The 20,219-nt window shown below is 71.5% G+C and carries 17 protein-coding genes; 16 read left to right on the top strand and 1 reads right to left on the bottom strand.

The genetic code is table 11. The annotated features are described in order from the left end of the window. Positions 1-216: 216 nt before the first annotated feature. From QSK45_RS23715 to serA, 4 genes are all read left to right on the top strand, one after another. Entirely contained in the window at positions 217-2,067 is a 1,851-nt protein-coding gene (locus QSK45_RS23715; protein ID WP_285560081.1) for an acetolactate synthase large subunit, read from the top strand. 22 nt (positions 2,068-2,089) lie between these two features. Then, positions 2,090-2,614: an acetolactate synthase small subunit gene (gene ilvN / locus QSK45_RS23720; RefSeq protein WP_285560083.1), complete on the top strand. Its 525-nt coding sequence runs from the start codon at positions 2,090-2,092 to the stop codon at positions 2,612-2,614. 130 nt (positions 2,615-2,744) lie between these two features. Continuing rightward, positions 2,745-3,743 carry a ketol-acid reductoisomerase gene (ilvC, locus tag QSK45_RS23725; RefSeq protein WP_285560087.1) on the top strand — a complete coding sequence of 333 codons (999 nt, stop codon included), beginning with the start codon at positions 2,745-2,747 and terminating at the stop codon, positions 3,741-3,743. A 249-nt stretch (positions 3,744-3,992) separates the two neighbouring features. Next, positions 3,993-5,582, top strand: a complete 1,590-nt coding sequence (serA, locus tag QSK45_RS23730) for a phosphoglycerate dehydrogenase (RefSeq protein WP_285560089.1) — start codon at positions 3,993-3,995, stop codon at positions 5,580-5,582. A 385-nt stretch (positions 5,583-5,967) separates the two neighbouring features. Here the strand turns inward: serA and QSK45_RS23735 are convergent, their stop codons facing one another. Continuing rightward, complete coding sequence (locus QSK45_RS23735; protein WP_285560091.1) at positions 5,968-7,320, bottom strand: PucR family transcriptional regulator; 1,353 nt, start codon at positions 7,318-7,320, stop codon at positions 5,968-5,970. A gap of 163 nt (positions 7,321-7,483) precedes the next feature. Here QSK45_RS23735 and QSK45_RS23740 point away from each other — a divergent pair, with 163 nt between their 5' ends. The 12 genes from QSK45_RS23740 to QSK45_RS23795 all read left to right on the top strand — a co-directional run bounded on the left by QSK45_RS23740 (position 7,484) and on the right by QSK45_RS23795 (position 20,128). Then, on the top strand, positions 7,484-8,410 hold the full coding sequence (locus tag QSK45_RS23740; protein ID WP_285560093.1) for a proline dehydrogenase family protein: 927 nt from the start codon (positions 7,484-7,486) through the stop codon (positions 8,408-8,410). 38 nt (positions 8,411-8,448) lie between these two features. After that, positions 8,449-10,080: an L-glutamate gamma-semialdehyde dehydrogenase gene (gene pruA / locus QSK45_RS23745; protein WP_285560095.1), complete on the top strand. Its 1,632-nt coding sequence runs from the start codon at positions 8,449-8,451 to the stop codon at positions 10,078-10,080. 793 nt (positions 10,081-10,873) lie between these two features. Then, on the top strand, positions 10,874-11,005 hold the full coding sequence (locus tag QSK45_RS23750) for a hypothetical protein (protein WP_285560097.1): 132 nt from the start codon (positions 10,874-10,876) through the stop codon (positions 11,003-11,005). An 88-nt stretch (positions 11,006-11,093) separates the two neighbouring features. Further along, positions 11,094-12,137 carry a 3-isopropylmalate dehydrogenase gene (locus QSK45_RS23755; protein WP_285560099.1) on the top strand — a complete coding sequence of 348 codons (1,044 nt, stop codon included), beginning with the start codon at positions 11,094-11,096 and terminating at the stop codon, positions 12,135-12,137. Between the two features lie 265 nt (positions 12,138-12,402). After that, entirely contained in the window at positions 12,403-13,491 is a 1,089-nt protein-coding gene (locus tag QSK45_RS23760; RefSeq protein WP_285560101.1) for a branched-chain amino acid aminotransferase, read from the top strand. A gap of 182 nt (positions 13,492-13,673) precedes the next feature. Then, the gene (ureA, locus tag QSK45_RS23765; RefSeq protein ID WP_285560103.1) at positions 13,674-14,378 is read left to right on the top strand and encodes an urease subunit gamma; all 705 of its coding nucleotides are present in this window, start codon (positions 13,674-13,676) and stop codon (positions 14,376-14,378) included. Next, the gene (locus tag QSK45_RS23770; RefSeq protein ID WP_285560105.1) at positions 14,375-16,099 is read left to right on the top strand and encodes an urease subunit alpha; all 1,725 of its coding nucleotides are present in this window, start codon (positions 14,375-14,377) and stop codon (positions 16,097-16,099) included. Before ureA ends, QSK45_RS23770 begins: the two co-directional genes overlap by 4 nt. Before the next feature lie 32 nt (positions 16,100-16,131). After that, complete coding sequence (locus QSK45_RS23775) at positions 16,132-17,181, top strand: agmatine deiminase family protein (protein ID WP_285560107.1); 1,050 nt, start codon at positions 16,132-16,134, stop codon at positions 17,179-17,181. A gap of 33 nt (positions 17,182-17,214) precedes the next feature. Further along, positions 17,215-17,670 (top strand): nuclear transport factor 2 family protein, encoded by a 456-nt coding sequence (locus tag QSK45_RS23780; protein ID WP_285560109.1) that lies wholly within the window; start codon positions 17,215-17,217, stop codon positions 17,668-17,670. 9 nt (positions 17,671-17,679) lie between these two features. Then, the gene (locus QSK45_RS23785; protein ID WP_285560111.1) at positions 17,680-18,174 is read left to right on the top strand and encodes a hypothetical protein; all 495 of its coding nucleotides are present in this window, start codon (positions 17,680-17,682) and stop codon (positions 18,172-18,174) included. Next, positions 18,171-18,779 carry a TetR/AcrR family transcriptional regulator gene (locus QSK45_RS23790; protein ID WP_285560112.1) on the top strand — a complete coding sequence of 203 codons (609 nt, stop codon included), beginning with the start codon at positions 18,171-18,173 and terminating at the stop codon, positions 18,777-18,779. The genes QSK45_RS23785 and QSK45_RS23790 overlap by 4 nt, the downstream gene beginning before the upstream one ends. 38 nt (positions 18,780-18,817) lie before the next feature. Next, positions 18,818-20,128 carry an MFS transporter gene (locus QSK45_RS23795; protein ID WP_285560113.1) on the top strand — a complete coding sequence of 437 codons (1,311 nt, stop codon included), beginning with the start codon at positions 18,818-18,820 and terminating at the stop codon, positions 20,126-20,128. The last annotated feature ends 91 nt before the right edge of the window (positions 20,129-20,219 follow it).

Genomic DNA, 20,219 nt, shown 5'->3' on the forward strand with positions numbered 1-20,219 from the left:
AGTGCCATGCGCACCCGAATTCTCGTACTTGGACAGCGCGTCGGCTGAGCTGGGACCCACCGGAACGCGATCCGGAATCCCCAGCGACCCTCACCGGCGCGCTCCCCTCGCTTGCCTTACGGCACGAGGGGTTTTTTGTTGCACGAGTGACCCTCGTGCGACACCCGAACTCCGCCCGAACCTCGCAAAAACCCTCAGCATCGAGAAGAGAAGCCGATGACCGAGCAGGCCACCGGGGCCCATCACCCGCAGCCCCGGCCCCGATCCGGAGGACAGCACTCCGCCCCCGTCGAGCACGTCACGGGCGCGCAGTCCCTCATTCGCTCCCTCGAGGAGGTCGGCGCTGACACGGTATTCGGCATTCCCGGCGGCGCGATCCTGCCGGCGTACGACCCGCTGATGGACTCCACCCGGGTGCGCCACGTCCTGGTGCGCCACGAGCAGGGCGCCGGCCACGCGGCCGAGGGGTACGCCCAGGCCACCGGCAAGGTCGGCGTCTGCATGGCGACCAGCGGACCGGGCGCCACCAACCTGGTCACCCCGATCGCCGACGCCCACATGGACTCGGTGCCGATGGTCGCGATCACCGGCCAGGTGTCGTCCAAGGCGATCGGCACGGACGCCTTCCAGGAGGCGGACATCGTCGGCATCACCATGCCGATCACCAAGCACAACTTCCTGGTGACCAAGGCCGAGGACATCCCGCGGATCATCGCGCAGGCCTTCCACATCGCCTCCACCGGGCGTCCGGGCCCGGTCCTGGTCGACATCGCCAAGGACGCCCTCCAGGCGAGGACCACCTTCTCCTGGCCGCCGGTCATGGACCTGCCCGGCTACCGCCCGGTCACCAAGCCGCACGCCAAGCAGATCCGCGAGGCCGCCAAGCTGATCACCGCCGCCAAGCGGCCCGTCCTCTACGTCGGCGGCGGCGTCCTGAAGGCCGGGGCCACCGCCGAGCTGAAGGTCCTCGCCGAACTCACCGGAGCGCCCGTCACCACCACCCTGATGGCGCTCGGCGCGTTCCCCGACAGCCACCCGCTGCACGTGGGAATGCCGGGCATGCACGGTGCGGTCACCGCCGTCACCGCGCTGCAGAAGGCCGACCTGATCGTCGCCCTCGGAGCCCGCTTCGACGACCGCGTCACCGGCAAGCTGGACAGCTTCGCGCCGTACGCCAAGATCGTCCACGCCGACATCGACCCGGCCGAGATCGGCAAGAACCGCGAGGCCGACGTGCCGATCGTGGGCGACGCCCGCGAGGTCATCGCCGACCTGGTCCAGGCCGTGCAGAAGGAGCACAGCGAGGGCCACCGGGGCGACTACAGCGCCTGGTGGAGCGACCTCAACCGGTGGCGCGAGACCTACCCGCTCGGCTACGACCGGCCGGAGAACGGCTCGCTGTCCCCGCAGGGCGTCATCGAGCGCATCGGGCAGCTCGCCCCCGAGGGCACCATCTTCGCGGCGGGCGTCGGCCAGCACCAGATGTGGGCCGCGCACTTCATCCAGTACGACCGCCCCGCCACCTGGCTGAACTCCGGTGGCGCCGGAACCATGGGCTACTCGGTCCCGGCCGCCATGGGCGCCAAGGCCGGCCGGCCCGACCGGACGGTCTGGGCGATCGACGGCGACGGCTGCTTCCAGATGACCAACCAGGAACTGACCACCTGCGCCCTGAACAACATCCCGATCAAGGTCGCCGTCATCAACAACGGCGCGCTCGGGATGGTCCGCCAGTGGCAGACTCTGTTCTACAACCAGCGTTACTCCAACACCGTCCTGCACAGCGGTCCCGACGACGTCAACCCCGACGCCCGGGGCACGCGGGTGCCGGACTTCGTGAAGCTGGCCGAGGCGATGGGCTGCGTGGGCCTGCGCTGCGAGCGCCCCGAGGACCTGGACAAGGTCATCGAGGAGGCCAACTCCATCAACGACCGTCCGGTGGTCGTGGACTTCATCGTCCACCAGGACGCCATGGTGTGGCCGATGGTCGCCGCCGGCACCTCGAACGACGAGATCATGGCCGCCCGGGACGTCCGCCCCGACTTCGGCGACAACGAAGACGACTGAGCGAGAGAGACGTAAAAAGACCATGTCCAAGCACACGCTCTCCGTCCTGGTGGAGAACACGCCGGGCATCCTCGCCCGGATCGCCGCCCTGTTCTCCCGCCGCGGCTTCAACATCGACTCGCTCGCGGTGGGCGTCACCGAACACCCCGACATCTCCCGCATCACCATCGTGGTCGGCGTCGAGGAACTGCCGCTGGAGCAGGTGACCAAGCAGCTCAACAAGCTCGTCAACGTGCTGAAGATCGTCGAGCTGGAGCCCACCCAGGCGGTTCAGCGCGAACTCGTTCTGGTGAAGGTCCGCGCGGACAACGAGACGCGTTCCCAGATCGTGGAGATCGTCCAGCTGTTCCGCGCCAAGACCGTGGACGTCTCCCCGGAGGCCGTGACCGTCGAGGCCACCGGCTCCGGCGAGAAGCTGTCCGCCATGCTCAAGATGCTGGAGCCGTTCGGCATCAAGGAGCTGGTCCAGTCCGGCACCATCGCGATCGGTCGCGGCGCCCGTTCGATCACGGACCGCTCGCTGCGCGCTCTGGACCGATCGGCGTAACACCCACCACGGACGCGTACGGGCGGCCGGCGATCATCCGCCGCCCGTATGCCGAGACCCCCGAACTTCCTCACCGCTCACCGGCATACGGTGGGACGCACCACCTGCACACATAGGGAGAGAACCCAAAGTGGCCGAGCTGTTCTACGACGCTGACGCCGACCTGTCCATCATCCAGAACCGCAAGGTCGCGGTCATCGGCTACGGCAGCCAGGGTCACGCGCACGCCCTGTCGCTGCGCGACTCCGGTGTCGACGTGCGTGTCGGTCTGCACGAGGGCTCGAAGTCCAAGGTCAAGGCCGAGGAGGAGGGCCTGCGTGTCGTCACCCCCGCGGAAGCCGCGGCCGAGGCCGACGTCATCATGATCCTCGTCCCGGACCCGATCCAGGCCCAGGTCTACGAGGAGTCCATCGCCGCCCACCTGAAGGACGGCGACGCGCTGTTCTTCGGCCACGGCTTCAACATCCGCTTCGGCCTGATCAAGCCCCCGGCCGGCGTGGACGTCTGCATGGTCGCCCCCAAGGGTCCGGGCCACCTGGTGCGCCGCCAGTACGAGGAGGGGCGCGGCGTGCCCTGCATCGCCGCCGTCGAGCAGGACGCCTCCGGCAACGCCTTCGCGCTGGCCCTGTCGTACGCGAAGGGCATCGGCGGCACCCGCGCCGGCGTCATCAAGACCACCTTCACCGAGGAGACCGAGACCGACCTCTTCGGCGAGCAGGCCGTCCTGTGCGGTGGCACGGCCGCCCTGGTCAAGGCGGGCTTCGAGACCCTGACCGAGGCCGGCTACCAGCCGGAGATCGCGTACTTCGAGTGCCTGCACGAGCTGAAGCTGATCGTGGACCTCATGTACGAGGGCGGCCTGGAGAAGATGCGCTGGTCCATCTCGGAGACCGCCGAGTGGGGCGACTACGTCACCGGTCCGCGCATCATCACCGACGCCACCAAGGCCGAGATGAAGAAGGTCCTCGCCGAGATCCAGGACGGCACCTTCGCCAAGAACTGGATGGACGAGTACCACGGCGGCCTGAAGAAGTACAACGAGTACAAGAAGCAGGACTCCGAGCACCTGCTGGAGACCACCGGCAAGCAGCTGCGCCGGCTGATGAGCTGGGTGAACGAGGAGGCGTAAGCCTCACGTCAGGGGGCCGGGGCATGCTGCTCCGGCCCCCGTTCGCCATGCACCCGGGAAGGGCTACAAAATGGAGTTCCACGTCCGGGTGATACTTCCGCAGCGGCGCAAAACGACGACCGCGGCGCCACTAGACTGCTGCACAACAAACGCGTCAGGCCCACAGCGTCGTGCGTCTTCCACGCGGCTAGCACCCCTCCGCCAGCGGCCGTCGGGACGGCCGTCCGCATTGGACTTGTGAGGACCCACGTGAGCTCGAAACCCGTCGTACTCATCGCCGAAGAGCTTTCGCCCGCGACCGTCGACGCCCTCGGCCCGGACTTCGAGATCCGGCACTGCAACGGAGCCGACCGGGCGGAGCTGCTTCCGGCCATCGCCGACGTCGACGCGATCCTGATCCGTTCGGCCACCAAGGTCGACGCCGAGGCCGTCGCCGCGGCCAAGAAGCTCAAGGTCGTCGCCCGCGCGGGCGTCGGCCTGGACAACGTGGACGTCTCCGCCGCCACCAAGGCCGGCGTGATGGTCGTCAACGCCCCGACCTCGAACATCGTGACCGCGGCCGAGCTGGCCTGCGGCCTGCTGCTGTCCACCGCCCGCAACATCCCGCAGGCGAACGCCGCGCTGAAGAACGGCGAGTGGAAGCGCAGCAAGTACACGGGCGTCGAGCTCGCCGAGAAGACCCTCGGCGTCGTCGGCCTCGGCCGCATCGGCGCCCTGGTCGCGCAGCGCATGTCCGCCTTCGGCATGAAGGTCGTCGCGTACGACCCGTACGTGCAGCCGGCGCGCGCCGCCCAGATGGGCGTGAAGGTCCTTTCCCTGGACGAGCTGCTCGAGGTCTCCGACTTCATCACCGTCCACCTGCCGAAGACCCCCGAGACCCTCGGCCTCATCGGTGACGAGGCGCTGCGCAAGGTCAAGCCGAGCGTGCGCATCGTCAACGCCGCGCGCGGCGGCATCGTGGACGAGGCGGCGCTGTACGCGGCGCTGAAGGAGGGCCGCGTCGCCGGCGCCGGCCTCGATGTGTACGCCAAGGAGCCGTGCACCGACTCCCCGCTCTTCGAGCTGGACCAGGTCGTGTGCACCCCGCACCTGGGCGCCTCCACCGACGAGGCCCAGGAGAAGGCGGGCATCGCGGTCGCCAGGTCGGTCCGCCTCGCCCTCGCCGGCGAGCTGGTCCCCGACGCGGTGAACGTGCAGGGTGGCGTCATCGCCGAGGACGTCAAGCCGGGCCTGCCGCTCGCCGAGCGCCTCGGCCGCATCTTCACCGCGCTCGCCGGCGAGGTGGCGGTGCGCCTGGACGTCGAGGTCTACGGCGAGATCACCCAGCACGACGTCAAGGTGCTCGAACTCTCCGCGCTCAAGGGCGTGTTCGAGGACGTCGTCGACGAGACGGTGTCGTACGTCAACGCGCCGCTGTTCGCCCAGGAGCGTGGCGTCGAGGTCCGCCTCACCACCAGCTCCGAGGCCACCGAGCACCGCAACGTCGTGACCGTGCGCGGCACGCTCGGCACCGGCGAGGAGATCTCGGTCTCCGGCACCCTGGCCGGCCCCAAGCACGTCCAGAAGATCGTCGCGGTCGGTGAGTACGACGTCGACCTCGCCCTCGCCGACCACATGCTCGTCCTGCGCTACGAGGACCGCCCCGGCGTCGTCGGCACCGTCGGCCGCATCCTCGGCGAGGCCGGCCTCAACATCGCCGGCATGCAGGTCGCCCGTGCGACGGTCGGCGGCGAGGCCCTGGCCGTCCTGACGGTGGACGACACGGTGACCCCGAACGTCCTGGCCGAGGTCGCCTCGGAAATCGGCGCGGCGTCGGCGCGCTCGGTGAACCTGGTCTGACAGAGCTCGAACACCGGACGGGCCGAGGATCTCCCTCGGCCCGTCCGGCGTCCTCCACCCCGCTCAGGGCCACCGCATCACCGATCCGGACGGTGCCGGGCCCCGGGACGTCCGGGTGCACGCCGACGCAGGACAACCGGCCGGGGCCGAGAACCGGAATCCGGTGCTCACAGGCCACGGCGCGCAGGATGCCCCGGTCGGCGGGCACTTCACCGCGACGCGGGTTCGGCACCACGCGGCGGGCCGTGGGCACCCGACCCGGAACGGGGCCCCGGCGGTCCGTTCCCGGCCGTGCCCGGACGGCGCAGGCGTGCCGGACACCGGCGCCGCCGTACCGGATCACCGCCATGGGGCTCCCGCGCGTGGATCCCGCGCGTGGATCCCGCTACAGCCGCGCCCTCTTCAACTCCATGTGCAGCAGCAGCCGGTCCTCCCCGTCGTCCAGGTCGAGGCCCGTCAGCTGCTCCACGCGGTTGAGGCGGTAGTAGAGGGTCTGGCGGTGGATGCCCAGCTCCGAGGCCGCGCGCCCCGCCTGGCCGGCGCAGTCGAGGTAGACCTCGGCGGTGCGGGCCAACTCGCGGTGGGCGGGGGAGAGCAGGGGGCCGGCGGCCGGGTCCTGCGCGGACTCCGGCGGGAGCGCGGTCAGCAGGCGGTAGGGGCCGATGCCGCGCCACTCGGCGACCGGACCGAGGCGGGGTTCGGCCAGTGCCGCCCGCGCCGCCGCGCGCGCCTCCTGCCACACCGCGCCCAGCTCGGCCAGTCCGCTGCGGGGTTCGCCGACCCCGGCGGCGGGTCCGGCGGCCCCGGGACCACGGGCGAACCCGCCCGCTCCGGCGACCCCGGCAGCGACCGCCGCCGCCACCACGGCCCCGGCCCCGCGCCCCACCGGCCCCGGCGCCGTGCCCTTCGTACCGCCACCCGCGCCCGGACGTGCTGCCGATCGCGGGCCGCCGCCCCGCATCCCCTCCGCCTCCTCCAGCACCCTCCCCGCCGCCGCCAACGCCGGCGCCCCCGCCGTCGTCGAGCGGAGCCGGACCAGCACCGCGAGGCTCTGACCCGCCACGCCCCAGGGGATCGTGCACAGGGCCGCCGCATGGGGAACGGAGCGTGCGGAGGGCGCGTCGTCCGGGTCGGGGGAGGGCCAGGGGGCGACACACACCAGCGTGTGGGGGCCGTCCGCGCGCGGGCCGAGTGCCGTGCGCAGGTCGGCCACCGCCATGTCCTGCTGCCAGCCGCCCTCCGCCGTGAGGACCGCCCGCAGCTCGCGGCTCAGGCCCGCCCCGGCCTCCGCCTCGTCCGCGAGGAGGGCGCCGATCCGGCCGGCCACCTGCATGGCCGCGGTCAACTGGGCGTCCGTCGGGCCGGGGTCGCCCTCCAGGAGCCAGACGTAGCCGAGGACGACGCCCCGGTGGCGCACGGGGAGGCAGATCCGGCCGCGGTAGACGCCGGCCTCGGGGCTCGGCGGGATGCGGACCGGGCCGGTCGCGCGGGTGATGCCGAAGCCCTCGAACCAGGCGCGCACGCCCGCCGTGGAACGCCGGGTCAGGATCGAGCGGGTGCGCACCGGGTCCAGCGCGGAGGCGTCCAGCTCGTCGTCGCTGTCGTACGCGCCGAAGGCGAGCAGCTCGAAGTCGCGGTTCTCGAGCGTCGCGGGGGCGCCCAGCAGCTCCGAGATCTCGTCCACCAGTTCCTGGTAGTCACCCTTGTAATCCGCCGCCACCCGGGCATTCTCCCCCATTTTCCGGCCACTTTCATACAGATGTCTGAGATCCCGGGCACGGATGCGTGACAGCTGTCGATGGCCGACGATCAAAGCGGTCCGTAGGTTTCACGGTGGTTCTCCGTGCCGTACCCGAAACGTCGGGTACAGGCCTTTTGGTGCTTGTCTGTGGAGGTGCCCCGTGCTGGGTCCCGTGATTCTCGCCGCGTCGCGCAGCGACCGGATGCGACGCCTGATCTCGGCGGCCCCGGTGACCAAGCAGGTCGTCGACCGCTTCATCCCGGGTGAGACGGTGGACGACATCGTCCCGATCATCAAGGACCTGACGGGCAAGGGCCTCCAGCTGACGATGGACGTCGTCGGCGAGGACATCACCACCCCCGAGCAGGCCACCATCGCCCGCGACGCCTACCTCGCGCTGATCGACCACCTCAAGGAGCTGGAGCTCGGCGAGAAGGTCGAGATGTCCGTGAAGCTGTCGATGTTCGGCCAGGCGCTCGAGAACGGCCATGAGCTGGCGCTCGCCAACGTCCGCCCGGTCGTCGAGGCCGCCGCCGCCATCGGTACGACCGTCACGCTGGACGCCGAGGACCACACCACCCTCGACTCGATGTTCGCCATCCACGAGGAGCTGCGGAAGGACTTCCCGGGGACCGGCTGCGTCATCCAGGCGTACCTCTTCCGCACCGAGGCCGACGCCAAGCGGCTCGCCGAGGCCGGCAGCCGGGTCCGTCTGGTCAAGGGCGCCTACAAGGAGCCCGCCGAGGTCGCCTACCAGCAGAAGCACGAGATCGACAAGGCCTACGTGCGCGTCCTGAAGACGCTGATGGAGGGCGAGGGCTACCCGATGATCGGGTCCCACGACCCGCGCCTGATCTCCATCGCCCAGGAGCTCGCCCACAAGGCCGGCCGTAAGCTCGACGAGTACGAGTTCCAGATGCTGTACGGCATCCGCGGCGACGAGCACCTGCGGCTGGCCGCCGAGGGCCACCGCATGCGCGTCTACACGGCGTACGGCACGGACTGGTACGGCTACTTCATGCGTCGTCTGGCGGAGAAGCCGGCGAACCTGCGCTTCTTCCTCCGCAGCATGGTCAGCAAGGGCTGAGCCCCAACACCCGCTCACGTACAAGGAGTTCGGATCTCATGGACGCTGTGACCCAGGTCCCCACCCCCGTCAACGAGCCGGTGCACGGCTACGCCCCCGGCTCGCCCGAGCGTGCCCGCCTGGAGGCCAAGCTCAAGGAGCTGGCCGAGAACCCGGTCGAGCTGCCGATGACCATCGGCGGCGAGAAGCGGCTGGGCGGCGGCGAGCCGTTCGAGGTCGTGCAGCCGCACAACCACAAGGCCGTCCTCGGCACCGGCCGCCACGCCACCCAGCAGGACGCCCGGGACGCCATCGACGCGGCCCTGGCCGCCGCCCCGGCCTGGCGCGCGATGTCCTTCGACGACCGCGCCGCGATCATCCTGCGCGCCGCCGAGCTGCTGGCCGGCCCGTGGCGCGAGACGATCGCCGCCTCCACCATGCTCGGCCAGTCCAAGACGGCCCAGCAGGCGGAGATCGACAGCCCGTGCGAGCTGGTCGACTTCTGGCGCTTCAACGTGCACTACGCCCGCCAGATCCTCGCCGAGCAGCCCCCGGCGAACTCCCCGGGCGTGTGGAACCGGCTGGACCACCGCCCGCTGGAGGGCTTCGTCTACGCGATCACGCCGTTCAACTTCTCGGCGATCGCGGCGAACCTGCCCACCGCCCCGGCCCTGATGGGCAACGTGGTGGTCTGGAAGCCGTCCCCGACCCAGACGCACGCCGCCGTTCTGCTCATGCGGCTGCTGGAGGAGGCCGGTCTGCCCAAGGGCGTCATCAACCTCGTCACCGGCGACGGCATCGAGGTCTCCAAGGTCGCCCTGGAGCACCGCGACCTCGCGGGCATCCACTTCACCGGCTCGACCAAGACCTTCCAGTACCTGTGGAAGACGGTCGGCAACAACATCGAGAAGTACCGCTCCTACCCGCGTCTGGTCGGCGAGACCGGCGGCAAGGACTTCGTCGTCGCCCACCCGAGCGCCGACCGCGCCGTGCTGAAGACCGCCCTGACCCGCGGTGCCTTCGAGTACCAGGGCCAGAAGTGCAGCGCCACCTCCCGTGCCTACATCCCGGCCTCCATCTGGAACTCGGGCTTCAAGGAGGAGTTCGCCGCCGAGGTCGACCACCTCACCATGGGCGACGTGACGGACCTGTCCAACTTCATCGGCGCCGTCATCGACGAGCGTGCCTTCGCCAAGAACAAGGCCGCGATCGACCGTGCCCAGGCCGACCCGACCTGCACGATCGTCGCGGGCGGCACGTACGACGACTCGGTCGGCTACTTCGTCCGCCCGACCGTCATCGAGTGCTCCGACCCGGAGAACGAGGTCTTCACGACCGAGTACTTCGGCCCGATCCTCGCCGTCCACGTCTACGAGGACGACAAGTACGACGAGATGCTGACCCAGATGGAGTCGGTCTCGGACTACGCGCTCACCGGCTCGGTCATCTCCAACGACCGTGCGGCGGCGGCCTACACGATGGAGAAGCTCCGCTTCGCCGCGGGCAACTTCTACATCAACGACAAGTCGACCGGCGCCGTGGTCGGCCAGCAGCCCTTCGGCGGCGGCCGCGCCTCCGGCACCAACGACAAGGCCGGTGCCCCCCAGAACCTCCTGCGCTGGACGCTGACCCGCGCCATCAAGGAGGCCCTGGTCGCCCCGACCGACTACACGTACCCGCACATGGGCTGACCTCCAGCCTGACCCGAGCCACGGGCCGGGAAGCCTGACCCCCCGAACAGGCTTCCCGGCCCGTTTCCACTTCCCCGCGGCCGCTGGGCGGCCGTGCCCGGGTCCGCGCGTGCGGTTCTCCCCCACGGCGGTGCGGTCGAGGACGAGGGGGCGCGTCGGGCGTGTCGCACCGGCTGACGGTGCCGGCCCGCACCGGCCCGCACCCCCCGGGACCGCGCGCGGGGCGCACCGGCGGCGGCCCGGAGTCGCCCGCCGCCGACGTCGTCCAACGCAGACGTCGATGCCTGAGGAGGCCGCCGGCGGCCGGCCGGTCGCGGTGGTCGAACGCGGCGTCGTCACCCACCCTCTCCGTCAGGAGCCCGGCCTTCCCCGGGGTGACCGCGCCGCCGATCGGGCGGCCGCGCCGAAGAGCCCGCGAAGCGGCCGGCCGCCGTGCCGACGCCGACCGGCGCGCCGGACACGAAGGCGTCCTCGGCCGCGCGGCCGGACGAGCCGGGTCGGAGTGACGTGCGCGACCCCGGCGGTCATCGGCGCGAAGGCGCGTAAGACCAGCTCAGAGGGGTGCGCGAGGGTTCGCCGTCTCAGATAGTAGGAAGTCCGAGTAATGGTGCAGACAGACGCGGGCGGCTCCCTTAGCTTGGAAGGAGCCGAACGTCTCGCTCGATCCAGCGAATGGCGGTCGTGAGCCGGGCCCCGTGCAGGCAACCCCTGCGGCCAGCGCTCCCCGCCTCTTCCGGCGTCTCGAACACCCCCTCAGCTCCGTACTCCCTTCATGTCCGAGGAGTCGATTTCCATGGCCGAGACGACCGTCCGCCGCCGCGTCCGCCACGTGCCCAGCACCAGCGAGTCCGACCGCAAGAACGCCGCCGCCGCCCTCCAGCGCGCCCTCGACCGCCGGGACAACGGCGGACAGACCGGCCACTGAACAGTCCGCCGAGCCGCTCGCAGCGACACGGCCGTCCGGATTCTGGACGGCCCGTGTCATCACCTGGGACGAGGAGTAGGGTGCCCGCATGTCTCGCAGCATCAATCTCGCAGTGATCCCCGGTGACGGCATCGGCCAGGAGGTCGTGGCCGAGGGTCTGAAGGTCCTCTCCGCCGTCCTTCCGCAGGATGTGAAGCTGGAGACCCAGGAGTACGACTTCGGTGCCAAGCGCTACCACGCCACCGGTGAGACCCTCACCGACGCGGACCTCGCGCAGCTGAAGCGGCACGACGCCATCCTGCTCGGCGCCATCGGCGACCCGTCGGTGCCCTCCGGGGTCCTGGAGCGCGGCTTCCTGCTCAAGCTCCGCTTCGCCTTCGACCACCACGTCAACCTCCGGCCCAGCAAGCTCCTCCCGGGCGTGGCCACCCCGCTCGCCGGGCAGCCGGAGATCGACTTCGTCGTCGTCCGCGAGGGCACGGAAGGCCCGTACACCGGCAACGGCGGCACCATCCGCAAGGGCACCGCTCACGAGGTCGCCACCGAGGTGTCCGTCAACACGGCGTACGGCGTCGAGCGCGTCGTCCGGGACGCCTTCGCCCGCGCCCAGGCCCGCCCGCGCAAGAAGCTGACGCTGGTCCACAAGAACAACGTGCTGACCTTCGCCGGCCACCTGTGGACCGACATCTTCAACAAGGTCGCCCAGGAGTACCCCGAGGTCAGCACCGACTACCTGCACGTCGACGCGGCGACCATCTTCCTGGTCACCCAGCCCGAGCGCTTCGACGTGATCGTCACCGACAACCTGTTCGGCGACATCATCACCGACCTCGCCGCGGCCGTCTCCGGCGGCATCGGCGTGGCCGCCTCCGGCAACATCAACCCCGGCCGCGAGTTCCCGTCCATGTTCGAGCCGGTGCACGGCTCGGCCCCGGACATCGCCGGACAGGGCAAGGCCGACCCCACGGCCACCGTCCTCTCCGTCGCCCTGCTGCTGCGTCACCTCGGTTACGACGCCGAGGCCGACCGCATCGACGCGGCGGTCACCGCCGACCTCACCGAGCGCGCGGACAAGCCCGCCCGGAGCACCTCCGAGATCGGCGACGCGCTCGCCTCCCGAGTAGCCGGCTGACCCGGCGCTCCATCCGAAAGAAGCCGCCGGGTCGCATGACCGCCCGGCGGCTTCCGCATGTCTCCGCCGGGTGAAAACATCGCCCCGGGCCGCCCCCACGACCCCTGGGCCGTCGCCACCCGATTCCGTCCGCCGGGGCCCGCGCGCGATAATCGAACGCGGAGCCGCGGTATGAGGGAAAGCTCGGACGTCCGAGCACCGGCCGCCAGCCGGTGTCAGGCGTGAGCGCGGCCCGTCACAAACAACCGGTGAAGGACAATCACTCATGACGACGCCCACGATCGAGCTCAAGCCCTCTGCCACCCCCCTCGCCGCCGCCGAGCGCGAGGCGATCCTGGCCAACCCAGGGTTCGGCCGCCACTTCACCGACCACATGGTGACGATCCGGTGGACCGAGGGCCGCGGCTGGCACGATGCCCAGCTCGTGCCGTACGGCCCGATCTCCCTCGACCCCTCCACCCAGGTGCTGCACTACGGCCAGGAGATCTTCGAGGGACTGAAGGCCTACCGCCAGCCCGACGGCTCGATCGCGCTGTTCCGCCCCGAGGCGAACGCCCGCCGCTTCCGCAACTCCGCCCGCCGCATGGCCATGGCCGAGCTGCCCGAGGACCTGTTCATCGCGGCCCTGGACGCGCTGCTCGTCCAGGACGCCGACTGGGTCCCGCCGCACGGCGGCGAGGCTGCCCTCTACCTGCGCCCCTTCATGATCGCCACCGAGGCCGCGCTCGGCGTGCACCCGGCCAACGAGTACATGTTCCTGCTGATCGCCTCCCCGTCCGGCGCCTACTTCTCCGGCGGCGTCCAGCCCGTCACCATCTGGGTCGCCGAGGACCACGTCCGCGCCGTCCCCGGCGGCACCGGCGACGCCAAGACCGGCGGCAACTACGCCGCCTCCCTGCTCCCGCAGGCCGAGGCCGCCGCGCACGGCTGCGACCAGGTCGTCTACCTCGACGCGGTCACCCGCACCAGGGTCGAGGAGAGCGGCAGCATGAACGTCGCCTTCGTCTACGGCGACAAGATCGTCACCCCCGCGCTGACCGGCTCCATCCTGGAGGGCATCACCCGCGACTCCCTCCTCCAGGTCGCCCGTGACCTCGGCTACCAGGCCGAGGAGGGCGTGGTCACCCTGGAGCAGTGGCGCGCGGACGCCGCCTCCGGCGCCCTCACCGAGGTCTTCGCCTGCGGCACCGCGGCCGTCGTCACCCCGGTCGGCCACGTCAAGACCAAGACCGACGAGTGGACCCACGGCGACGGCACCCCCGGCGAGGTCACCATGCGCCTGCGCGAGGCCCTGCTCAGCGTCCAGCGGGGCATGACCGAGGACAAGCACGGCTGGATGCACAAGGTCGGCTGACGGCCGGGCGGCATCGCACAGGGCCGTCGCGGACTCCCTCCCGGGAGTCCGCGACGGCCCTCCGCTTTTTGGAGCGGTGTTCCATCCGTCACGTCCCGATAGATCGTTGAGCCCTTCTCTTATCCGGTCTCCACGTTTAGAGTGCTGCTCTAAAGTGCGATCAGGTAAGGAGGTGCCGGGCCGTGCGACTGACCCCCACGGAACGTGACCGGCTGCTGCTCTTCGGTGCCGCCGAGCTGGCCCGTGCCCGCCGCGCCCGCGGTCTGAGGCTGAACGTGCCGGAGGCGACCGCGCTCATCGCGGACACCGTCTGCGAGGCCGCCCGGGACGGCAGACGGCTCGCGGAGGCGATCGAGGCGGCCCGCGGCGTGCTCGGTCCCGAGGACGTGCTGCCGGGCGTCGCCGACGTGGTGACCGAGGTGATGGTCGAGGCCGTCTTCGACGACGGTTCCCGGCTCGCGGTGGTCGCCGACCCCATCGGCGGCGGACTGGGCGCGGACGCCCCCGGCGCGCTGCTGCCCGGCCCCGGGCACACCGACCCCGAGCCGGTGCTCCGGCTCACCGTCACCAACACCGCGACCGTCCCGGTCTCCGTCACCTCCCACTTCCACTTCTTCGAGGCCAACCCGCGCCTGTCCTTCGACCGCGCGGCCGCCTACGGCATGCGGCTGGCCGTGCCCGCCGGCTCCTCCGTGCGCTTCGGGCCCGGGGACAGCGAGGAGGTCGGTCTGGTGCCGATCGGCGGCGGGCGTGTCGCCATCGGCTTCGCCGGGCTGGTGGACGGGCCGCTGGACGCGCCGGGCGCGCGGGAGGAGGCCCTGCGCAGGGCCGCGGCCTGCGGATACCTGGGGGTCGCGGGCGACGAGGAGAAGGGGCGGGAGCGATGAGCCGTTCCAAGGGACGCGAGGTCAGCCGGGCGATCCACGTGGACCCGCGTGCCTACGCCGCCACCCACGGCCCCCGCGCGGGCGACCGCGTACGCCTCGGCGACTCGGGCCTGACCATCCGCGTCGAGTCCGACGCCCAGCGGTACGGCGACGAGTTCCTCGCGGGGTTCGGCAAGACGGCCCGCGACGGACTGCACCTGAAGGCCGCCGGCGTGCGCGCGACCTGTGACGTGGTGATCAGCAACGTCGTCGTGATCGACGCGGTGCAGGGCATCCGCAAGGTGTCCATCGGCATCCGCGAGGGCCGCGTCAGCGCGATCGGCCGGGCGGGCAACCCGGACACCCTCGACGGGGTGGACGTCGTCGTCGGCACCGGCACCTCGATCGTCTCCGGTGAGGGCCTGATCGCCACCGCGGGCGCCGTCGACACCCACGTCCACCTGCTGTCGCCGCGCATCATGGAGGCATCGCTCGCCTCCGGCGTGACCACGGTCATCGGGCAGGAGTTCGGCCCGGTGTGGGGCGTCGGCGTCAACTCCCCCTGGGCACTGCGCCACGCCTTCCGCGCCTTCGACGCCTGGCCGGTCAACATCGGCTTCCTCGGCCGGGGTTCGTCCTCGCACGAGGCGCCGCTGATCGAGGCGCTGGCCGAGGGCGGGGCGAGCGGCTTCAAGGTGCACGAGGATATGGGCGCCCACACCCGCGCCCTGGACACCGCGCTGCGGGTCGCCGAGGAGCACGACGTCCAGGTCGCCCTGCACAGCGACGGGTTGAACGAGTGCCTGTCGGTCGAGGACACCCTGAGGGTGCTGGAGGGGCGCACCATCCACGCCTTCCACATCGAGGGCTGCGGCGGCGGACACGTCCCCAACGTGCTGAAGATGGCGGGCGTCCCGAACGTCATCGGCTCCTCCACCAACCCCACCCTGCCGTTCGGCCGGGACGCGGTCGCCGAGCACTACGGCATGATCGTCTCCGTCCACGACCTCAAGCCCGACCTGCCCGGCGACGCCGCCATGGCCCGCGACCGCATCCGGGCCGGCACCATGGGCGCCGAGGACGTGCTGCACGACCTGGGCGCGATCGGCATCACCTCCTCCGACGCCCAGGGCATGGGCCGCGCGGGGGAGACGGTGCGGCGCACGTTCGCCATGGCCGGGAAGATGAAGGCCGAGCTGGGCCCGCTGGAGGGCGACGGCGAGGGCGACGACAACGCCCGCGTGCTGCGCTACCTCGCCAAGCTGACCATCAACCCCGCCATCGCGCACGGCCTGTCGCACGAGGTCGGCTCCATCGAGGTCGGCAAGCTCGCCGACATCGTGCTCTGGCGCCCCGAGTACTTCGGCGCCAAACCGCAGCTCGTCCTCAAGGCCGGCTTCCCGGCGTACGGTGTCGTCGGCGACCCCAACGCGGCCACCGACACCTGCGAACCCCTCGTCCTCGGCCCGCAGTTCGGGGCGTACGGCGCGACGGCGGCCGACCTCTCCGTCGCCTTCGTCGCTCGGGCGGCCGTGGACCAGGGCGACGACACCATGCCGACGCGCCGCCGCCGGGTCGCCGTGCGGGGCACCCGGGGCATCGGCCCCGCCGACCTGCGGCTGAACACCCGTACCGGAGCGGTCGACGTCGACCGGCGCACCGGCCTGGTCACCCTCGACGGCGACCCGCTGCGCTCGGCGCCCGCCGACTCGGTCTCCCTCAACCGCCTCTATTTCCTGTGACGTTGGCTATCCAAGGACAAGGACCCGCGACGATGACCACTCCCGCCGCCGACGGCTTCCGCATGCCCGCCGAGTGGACCCCGCACGAGCGCACCTGGATGGCGTGGCCGGGACCCAACCCCACCTTCGACGACGGCGACGGCCTGGCCGCCTCCCGGCGCGCCTGGGCCTCGGTCGCCCGCGCGATCCGCCGCTTCGAACCGGTCACGGTGGTCTGCGGTCCCGGCCGGTCGGCCGAGGCGCGGGCGCTGCTCGGCCCCGGGATCGACACCGTGGAGCGCGACCTCGACGACGCCTGGATGCGCGACATCGGCCCCACCTTCCTCACCGACGACCGGGGTGGACTCGCCGCCGTGGACTGGACGTTCAACGGCTGGGGCGCCCAGGACTGGGCCCGCTGGGAGCACGACGCGAAGATCGGCGCGTACGTGTCCGACCTCGCGGGCGCGAAGACGTACACCTCGCGGCTGGTCAACGAGGGCGGCGGGATCCACGTCGACGGCGAGGGGACCGTGCTGCTCACCGAGAGCGTGCAGCTCGGCCCCGAGCGCAACCCGCACTGGACGAAGGAACGGGTCGAGGCGGAGATCCACGCCCACCTCGGCACCAGCAAGGCGATCTGGCTGCCGCGCGGCCTGACCGCGGACTACCCGCCCTTCGGCTACGGCACCCTCGGCCACGTCGACATCGTCGCCGCCTTCGCCCGCCCCGGCGTCGTCGTCGCCCACTCCCAGCCGGACCCGGCCCACCCCGACCACGAGGTCACCCGGGAGGTCATCGGCCTGCTCCGGTCGGCGACCGACGCCCGCGGCCGTGCCCTGGAGGTCGTGGAGGTGCCCGCGCCGACCGTCCTGGAGGCCGACGGCCACTGGGTCGACTACTCCTACATCAACCACTACCTGTGCAACGACGGCGTCGTCCTGTGCGCCTTCGACGACCCCCGCGACGAGACCGCCGCCGGCATCTTCGGCCGCCTCTTCCCCGACCGCACCGTCACGCCGGTCGACGCCCGGCGGATCTTCGCGGCCGGCGGGGGCATCCACTGCATCACGCAGCAGCAGCCGCGGTCGCGCCGGGCTTGACCTCGAGTCCGCTTGAGGGCGGAGGCTGACGCCATGACCACGCAGACGGATCAGACAGAGATCGAGGGGCTCGTCCACCGGTTCTTCCGGGCCCTGGACGCGCGGGAGTTCACACCCGGCTGGACGGACGGCCTGCTCACCGAAGACGCGCGGATGGAGACCCCGCTGGGGACGTCCGAGGGCGCGGCGGCCGTCCGGGCCACCGAGGAGGCGCTCGGACGGTACGACCGTACGCAGCACCTCGCCTCCGGCATCGTCGCCGAGGCGGGCGCCACGGCGGCACGGGCCTCCTGGAACGCCCTGATGGTCCACGTCCACCACGACGGCACGCTGTTCCGGGTGGGCGGTCTCTTCGAGGCCGGACTCGCGCGCACGGGCGACGGCTGGCGGTTCGACCGGATGGCCGTCCGGGTGATCTGGACGCGGGGGCGGCCCCCGGGCGCCGGGGAATCGGCGGCCCGGCAGCCGTCCGGGTCCCGGGTCGGGTAGAACATACGGGTGAACGTCCTGGTCTGTGCGGGCTGCGGCCGTCGTCTCTCCGAGCCGGTCCGGTTGTTGCCCCAGTTGCCCGAGCGCCCCGAGTCCAGCGGCCGCAGGAACGCCGACGGGTCCCGGCAGGCGCCCTCCACCGTGCCGCGCGGGACCTGCGCGGTGGACCCCGAGCCGTCGGGGGCGCCGTTCGTGCCGCACCCGGACCCGGAGTGGGCCGGGGCCGCGGTGCCCGGCGTCGCCGTCGCGGACCCCGACGGGCCGGGCTTCCTCATGTCGGCCGGGCCCCGGGACACCCTGGTGGTCCACCCCGAGGACACCCGCGGCCACCTGGTGGGCGACGACGACTGCCAGGACTCCGGGTGCTGCGGGCCCACCGGCCGGCAGGGGCCCAACTTCCTGTGCCCCGGGTGCGGGGCGCCGGTGGCGACGCTGTTCGCCGAGTGCAACGGGCCGTACGAGACGCACTTCCTGCCCGACGCCGTACGGATGGTGCCCGCATGAGCGAGGGTTCCGCGCCGCGCCGGCGCACCCCCGCCCCGCCCCGGGAGGACCTGCTCGCCACGGCCATGGGCATGATCGCCGAGCGCGGCCTGGAGAAGCTCACGATGGCGGCGCTCGGCCGCGAGGTCGGGATGAGCAGCGGGCACCTCCTCTACTACTTCCGCTCCAAGGACGAGCTGCTGCTCCAGACCCTGGAGTGGAGCGAGGGCCGGCTCGGGGCCTCGCGCGGCCGGCTGCTCGCGGGCGCGGGCTCGGCGCGGGAACGGCTTGAGGCGTACGTCGACCTGTACGTGCCCGAGGGCCACCGCGATCCGCACTGGACCCTGTGGCTGGAGGTCTGGAACCGCTCGCAGAACGCCGACGAGGACGCGCGGGCCCGCCAGGCCGCGATCGAGGGGGCCTGGCACCGGGACCTCGTCGCGCTGATCGCCGAGGGGATCTCGCGGGGCGAGTTCCGGGGGGTCGACGCGGACCGCTTCGCCACGCGGACGCGCGCGCTGCTCGACGGGTTCTCGATCCACGTCGCCATCGGGCTGCGGGGGGCCGACCGGGAGCAAGTGATCGCCCATGTAAGGGAGTTCCTCGACGAGGGCCTGGCGGTGTGAAGGAATCGTCCACTCCGGCACCGGGCAGGTAACCGGCCATGGGACTCCAACACTGGAAGAAGATCTGGGTCGGCTCGGCGGGGAACATGGTCGAGTGGTTCGACTGGTTCGTGTACGCCAGCTTCGCCACCTACTTCGCCGGGGTGTTCTTCCCGAGTGGGAACCCCACCGCGCAGTTGATGAACACCGCCGGGATCTTCGCCGTCGGGTTCTTCATGCGGCCCGTCGGGGGATGGCTGCTGGGCCGGGTGGGTGACCGCCGGGGCCGCAAGGCGGCGCTGACGCTGACCGTCACGCTGATGTCGGCCTCGGCGGTGCTGATCGCCGTCGCGCCCACGTACGCGGTCGCGGGGTACGGCGGCGCCCTCGTACTGCTCGTCGCCCGCCTCCTCCAGGGCCTGTCGGTGGGCGGCGAGTACGCGGCCAGCGCCACCTACCTCACCGAGGCCACCGACCCGAAGCGGCGCGGCTTCGCCTCCAGCTTCCAGTACGTGTCCATGACCGTCGGCCAGATCATCGGCCTCGGCCTCCAGATCGTCCTCCAGCGCACCATGTCCGACACGGCCCTGCACAGCTACGGCTGGCGCATCCCGTTCGTCGTCGGCGCCCTCGGCGCGGCCGTCGTCTTCTACCTGCGCCGGAACATGCTGGAGAGCGAGGTGTACGACGAGGACGCCTCGGCCGCCGAGGAGCGCGGCACGCTGCGCGCCCTGTGGCGGCACCGGCGCGAGGCGTTCCTCGTCGTCGCGCTCACCATGGGCGGCACGGTGGCGTACTACACGTACACCACCTATCTGACCAAGTACCTCTCCAACTCGGCGGGTCTGTCCAAGGACACCGCCACCCTCGTCTCCTTCACCGCGCTGATCGTCTTCGCCGGGCTCCAGCCGCTCGCCGGTGCCCTGTCGGACCGGATCGGCCGGCGGCCGCTGCTGATCACCTTCGCCGTCGGCTCCACCGTCCTGACCGTGCCGATCATGAAGCTCCTGCGGCACGCCGGCGGTTACTGGCCCGCGCTCGGCCTCTCCCTGCTCGCCCTGGTGATCGTCACCGGTTACACCTCGATCAACGCCTGCGTGAAGGCGGAACTGTTCCCGACGAGTGTCCGCGCCTTGGGCGTCGCCCTGCCCTACGCCCTCGCCAACGCCCTCTTCGGCGGCACCGCCGAATACGTCGCCCTGTGGTTCAAGAACGCCGGGGTCGAGTCCGGATTCTTCTGGTACGTCGCGGGATGTGCCGCCGTGTCGCTCGTGGTGTACGTCACCATGCGGGAGACGAAGGACCTGGATCTGGCCGGAACACGGGGGTCGATCGGTGCGGGGGAGTCCAGCGTGACGACCGCATCCTGAGACGGACGGTGAGCCGGGGGCGTCGCTGTGCGAGACTGCCCCCGTGCTTACGTTCGCCACGATTATTGGCAGCAGGCGCGCCGGTCCGCAG

Origin of the sequence: Streptomyces hygroscopicus subsp. hygroscopicus (genome assembly GCF_030269125.1) — a bacterium.
Taxonomy (GTDB): Bacteria; Actinomycetota; Actinomycetes; order Streptomycetales; family Streptomycetaceae; genus Streptomyces; species Streptomyces hygroscopicus_C.